This is a genomic window from Nocardia sp. No.11 (assembly GCF_038752175.1).
Lineage (GTDB): Bacteria > Actinomycetota > Actinomycetes > Mycobacteriales > Mycobacteriaceae > Nocardia > Nocardia canadensis.
The window spans coordinates 1-3,818 of the sequence record NZ_JBCGFB010000234.1; the positions used below are offsets into that span (position 1 = coordinate 1).

Consider the following 3,818-nt stretch of genomic DNA (forward strand, 5'->3'; position numbering starts at 1 on the left):
CGCCCCCACCGCCACCGCCGGTCGTGTCGAAGGTGTGGCCTGCCCCGCCCGCGCGCGAACCACCGCACGTGAGGCCGCTCGGCGTGGTGCCCGCCGGATTGTTCTCGCCCGCACCGCCGGTCCACGGCGGGCCTTCCTGCCAGCCGACCGCCGCGCTACCGTCGCCCCCCGTTCCCGCCGTCGCGCCGGGAGCCGCCGCCGCAGTAGAAGAACGTCGAATCCTGCACCGGCGACACCGAATAGCAGTCCGGCGCGTTGCCGCCCGCGCCACCACCGCCACCCGCGACCAGCACCGGCGCGTTGTCGGGCCCGAGCACGGCCGAGGCCCCGCCGCCACCGCCGCCGTCCCAACCGCTCGAGTACACCGTCCCGAAATTCGTGACCTGATCGACCGCTTCGCCCCTGGCCCCACCCGGGGCATACGGCGAGAACCCGCCGTTCGCGCCGCCCGCGCACCCGACCTGGACCTGGAACTGCTGCTCCGGCGTCACCCGCAAACCGCCGCTGACCTGACCGCCGAGCCCACCGATCCCGGTGAAGTTCGGATTCGGCGTCTGCCCCTGGCCGCCGACGGCCTCGATGTAGAGGCTCGTCGTCCCGGCGGGCACCGTGTAGGTCTGCGTCCCCGAGCTGCAATAGAACACGTCGATCGCGAGCCCCGACTCCGGGTCCTCGAAATGCTCGGACGCGTGCTCGGCGGGCGGGCCGGGCGGCTGGGACTGCGCGAGTGCCGCGGTGCCGACGACCAGTACCGCGCCCAGGGACGCGGCGAGCCACACCCGCGTCGCAGTTCGTCCGGCCATGCCAGAACTCCGTTCGCCAGCGCCGTTGCCGAGGAAACTTGACGAAACGGTAGCCGTGGTTGTCGCCTCGGCCCCGCAGCGACGCGCGCTTTCGCGCAGGTCATCGGGGTTGTCGACCGGGAGATCCGAGGCGAACCGGGTGGCGCGGGCGGCGGGCAAGTAAGTTCGGACCCGACGGCGGTAGCCGCCACGACGACAGGGGACCGCGGTGCGGAATTCGGACACGACCAGCGGCGCGCGACGCGCCCGCACGGCCGCGGTGGGAATCGCGGTCGCCACACTCCTCACCGCGGGTTGCGCGACCGACGGCAAAGTCGACGGCACCGCCATCGCGTCGACGGATGCGTTCGTGCCGACCGCGGACAACCAGGACCCCTCCCGCGAGATCCCCGGCGTCGAGATCACCGAGTTCCCGCCGGGCCTGCACGTGACCAGCACGCAGCGGGTCGCCTATCCGGTGATCCCACCGCTGGGCGGACCGCACGACAGCAGGTGGGCGGCCTGCGACGGCGTCGTCTACGCCACCGGCGTCCGCACCGAGAACGTGGTGCACTCCCTGGAACACGGCGCGGTGTGGATCGCCTACAACCCGGACAAGGTGAGCGCGGCGGATCAGGCCGCGCTCGCCGCGCGGGTGACGAACAAGCCGTACACCCTGATGTCGCCGATTCCCGGCATGGCCCACCCGATCTCGCTGCAATCGTGGGGCCACCAGCTGAAACCCGACAGCGCCGCCGACCCCCGGATCGATCAGTTCATCCTCGCGCTGCGCGAGAACCCTTACACCACACCGGAACCGGGCGCGACCTGCTCCTCGCCGCTGTTCGACCGCACCAACCCGCCCCCGTTCGACCCCACGGCCCCCGGCCCCGACGCCGTCGACCCGAACAGCGACGGCAGCGCTACCCCCGGCCTGCCTACGCCGTCACCTGGAAGTGGGCGATGACCTTGGTCGGGCGCACCCGCACGACCAGCTCCCCCGCCACCCCGTTCCGCTTGCCGAACTCCTCGGCCTTGTCCGCCCCCATGTAGCGCGCCGCGATCTCGGTGGCCGTCCGCACCAGCTCGTCGAGATCCTCCGACAGCGTCACCGTGCCCTGCACCTCCACCAGCGCGTACGGCGGCTCCTCCAGATCCACGCACAGCGCGACCCGGGGATCCCGCGCGAACGCCCGCCCCTTGGCGGTGTTCTTCCCGGTGTTGAAGACCAGCTCGTCGCCCTCGACGATGAACCACACCGGCGTCACCAAGGGCCGCCCATCGGCACCGGTGAACGCCACCTTGCCGGTTCGTGTTCCATGGGAAAGGAATTCGCGCACCTGGGGATCAGCGAGTGAGGCCATGCGATCAGGGTAGGCGCCGGGCCGTGGGAACCGGCGGCAGCGGCCTCGCGTGTCAGATCGCGCCCTGCTCGCGGGCGGTGGCGACCGCCGAGGTGCGGGATTTGACGCCGAGTTTGGCGTAGATGTGGACCAGGTGGGATTTGACGGTGGTCTCGCTGAGGAACAGTCGCTTGGCGATGTCGCGGTTGGACAGGCCGGCCGCGACCAGGCGCAGGACCTCGACTTCGCGGGGGCTCAACGTGGTGTCGGCGCGCCGGACGCGGGTCATCAGACGGGAGGCGACCGTCGGGGACAGCACGCTCTCGCCCGCGGCGGCGGCGCGGACCGCGGCGAGGAGTTCGGCGGGCGGGGTGTCCTTGAGCAGGTAGCCGACGGCGCCCGCTTCGATGGCGCCGAGGATATCGGCGTCGGTGTCGTAGTTGGTGACCACCAGGACGTTCGGCGGGGTGGGCAGGGCGCGCAAGTCGGCGGTGGCGGCGGCCCCGGAGCGGCCGTCACCGAAGCGCAGGTCCATCAGGACCAGGTCGACGGGGTTGGCGGCACAGAACGCCACGGCCGCGTCGGCGTCGGCCACGTCACCGACGACGGTGATGTCGGCGGACGCCTCGAGCAGCGCGCGCAGCCCGGCCCGCACGATCGCGTGGTCGTCGGCGAGCAGCAGCCGGATCATTCGACCGCTCCCAGCGGGAAGGACACGGTGACGGCGGTGTGGCCGGGTTCGGATTCGATCGTCATCCGGCCACCCTGCTGCTCGACGCGGCTGCGCATGGCCGCCAGGCCGAACGCGCCCGCGCGCGGCCCGCGCAGCACGGCGGGGTCGATGCCGATGCCGTCGTCGACGATGTCGAGGTGCACGTCGGTGTCGTCGTAGGTGAGGGTGACCCGCATGCGCGCCGCCCCGGCATGCTGGACCACATTGGCGACCGCGCTCTGCGCGATCCGCACCAGCGCGGCCTCCACCGGCATCGGCAGCCGCTCCGGCTCGCCCTCGACCAGCAGCTGGGTCGACAGCGCCGCCGACCGCGCCCGATCACAGATCCGTGCCAGCGCTTCGGCGAGGGACTGCCCGTCCAGCGCGGCGGGCGACAATTCGTCGATGAGCCTGCGGGTTTCGGCCAGATCCTCGGCCGCCGTCTCGCGGGCGAGCCGAATCCGGTCCAGTGCGGGATGATCCGGCGCCGCCTGCTCGGCCGCGTGCAGCAGCAACTGGATACTGCTGAGTCCCTGCGCGACGGTGTCGTGGATCTCCTTGGCCAGGCGTTCGCGTTCGGCCAGCTTGCCCGCCGTCCGTTCCCGCTCGGCGAGAATCGCTCTGGTGCCGAGCAATTCGTCGATCAGCCGCTCCCGTTCCACCGCTTCGCGGTACAGCGCCTGATAGCCGAGCCCGATGCCGATGGCGACCAGGGCGCCGAGCACGGGCCCGACCACCGCGCCCACCGACCAGCCGCGGTGTGCCGCGAAGCCGATGACGCCGACGGCCGTCGCCAGCACCACCGCGACCAGGTTCCACGGCCGCGGCAGCAGGTGCAGGTAGAGGAAGAACAATCCGAAGGCGAGATACACCGCGTCCGGGGTCAGCCCGAGCAGCGCCAGCCACAGCACGGTCAGCGTGGCCAGCCACAGCCCTGCCCTGCGCGCGTCCCACGCGGCGCCCGGCACCGCCCGCGACCGC

General features: G+C 72.2%; 5 protein-coding genes. 1 reads left to right on the top strand and 4 read right to left on the bottom strand.

Translation table 11 applies throughout. The annotated features are described in order from the left end of the window. Positions 1-155: 155 nt before the first annotated feature. Positions 156-803, bottom strand: coding sequence for a glycine-rich protein (locus V8688_RS31600; RefSeq protein ID WP_342802344.1), 648 nt, complete (start codon positions 801-803; stop codon positions 156-158). Between the two features lie 208 nt (positions 804-1,011). Here V8688_RS31600 and V8688_RS31605 point away from each other — a divergent pair, with 208 nt between their 5' ends. Further along, positions 1,012-1,749, top strand: a complete 738-nt coding sequence (locus V8688_RS31605; protein WP_218719681.1) for a DUF3105 domain-containing protein — start codon at positions 1,012-1,014, stop codon at positions 1,747-1,749. Here the strand turns inward: V8688_RS31605 and V8688_RS31610 are convergent. From V8688_RS31610 to V8688_RS31620, 3 genes are all read right to left on the bottom strand, one after another. Further along, complete coding sequence (locus V8688_RS31610) at positions 1,721-2,146, bottom strand: PPOX class F420-dependent oxidoreductase (protein WP_218719680.1); 426 nt, start codon at positions 2,144-2,146, stop codon at positions 1,721-1,723. The two genes, V8688_RS31605 and V8688_RS31610, sit on opposite strands and share 29 nt — an antisense overlap. 52 nt (positions 2,147-2,198) lie before the next feature. Then, positions 2,199-2,816 (bottom strand): response regulator transcription factor, encoded by a 618-nt coding sequence (locus V8688_RS31615; protein ID WP_316576135.1) that lies wholly within the window; start codon positions 2,814-2,816, stop codon positions 2,199-2,201. After that, on the bottom strand, positions 2,813-3,818 hold a 1,006-nt coding region (locus tag V8688_RS31620; RefSeq protein WP_342802345.1), incomplete at its 5' end, for a sensor histidine kinase. The genes V8688_RS31620 and V8688_RS31615, both read right to left, overlap by 4 nt.